Raw genomic sequence first — 1,305 nt, forward strand, 5'->3', positions numbered from 1 at the left:
CCCACACCCACGGCCACAACCCCACCACCCACCCACCCACCACCACCCACACCAACCTCCCCACCTACCCCTTCCAACACCACCACTACTGGCTGAACGCCACGAGCTCCGAACCCGCCGCCGACCTCCTCGGCGACCCGGTCGAACTCGCCGACGGCGGCGGCCTGCTGTTCTCCGGCACGCTCGACACCGCCCGGCTGCCCTGGCTCGCCGACCACGCCGTCGGCGCCGTCCCGCTGGTGCCCGGCAGCCTCCTGCTCGACCTCGCGCTGCGCGCCGGCGAGCAGGCCGACCGCCCCACCGTCGACGAGTTGACGCTGGAGGCCCCGCTGCTGCTGCCCGCCTCCGGCTCGGTGGCGCTCCAACTCACCGTGGGCGCCCCGGCCCCCGACGGCCGCCGCGGCTTCACCGTCCACGCCCGGACGGCCGAGGCCGAACCCTGGACCAGGCACGCCTCGGGCACCCTCGCCGCCGCCACCGCCCCGCGGCCGGCGCCCGAGGCCGCCTGGCCGCCGCCCGGCGCCGTCCCCATCGACGTGGCCGGGGTCTACGACCGGCTCGCCGCACTCGGCTACGGCTACGGCCCGGCCTTCCGCAACCTCGAAGCCGCCTGGCAGGACGGCGGCGCGCTCCTCGCCGAGGTGCGGCTCCCGGAGGAACTCACCCTCCTCGACCACGGGTTCGCGCTCCACCCGGCCCTGCTGGACGCCGCCCTGCACCTGCTCCCGGTCCGCGAGGGGCTCGGCGACTCCGTCCGGCTCCCGTTCTCCTGGAGCGGCTTCACCCTGCACGCCACCGGCGCCGACCGGCTCCGGGTCCGGATCACCGAACTCCCGCACGGCGGGGTGTCGCTGACGCTCACCGACCCGACCGGCGCCCCGGTCGCCGACGCCGAGTCACTCGACCTGCGCACGCTGCCCGCCGACGCCCTGAGCGGCGCCGCCCGGACCAGGTCGGCCGCCGACCCGCTGTACGGGATCGACTGGACGGAGCTCACGCCGGCCCCCGCGGCGGCCGGCGCGCCCGAGCCCACCGTCGTACGGATCGAGGCGTCCGGCTCGGCCCGCGCGGCCGCCCACCGGGCCCTGGCCGCCGTCCAGGAGTGGCTGGCCCAGGACCACCCGGAGGGAGCCCGACTGGCCGTCCTCACCAGCGGCGCGGTCGCGGTCACGGCGGGCGAGGAGGTGCCCGGACTCGACGAGTCCACGGCCTGGGGCCTGGTGCGGACGGCGCAGTCCGAACACCCCGGCCGCTTCCTCCTCCTCGACACCGACCACACCCCCGCCTCCACCACCGCACTCACCG

General features: G+C 77.2%; 1 protein-coding gene. It reads left to right on the forward strand.

Annotation, left to right across the window (positions count from 1 at the left end):
• On the forward strand, positions 1-1,305 hold a 1,305-nt coding region (locus ACFVVX_RS37995), incomplete at both ends, for a polyketide synthase dehydratase domain-containing protein (RefSeq protein ID WP_387952744.1).

The organism is Kitasatospora sp. NPDC058170, from assembly GCF_042883905.1.
Classification (GTDB): domain Bacteria; phylum Actinomycetota; class Actinomycetes; order Streptomycetales; family Streptomycetaceae; genus Kitasatospora.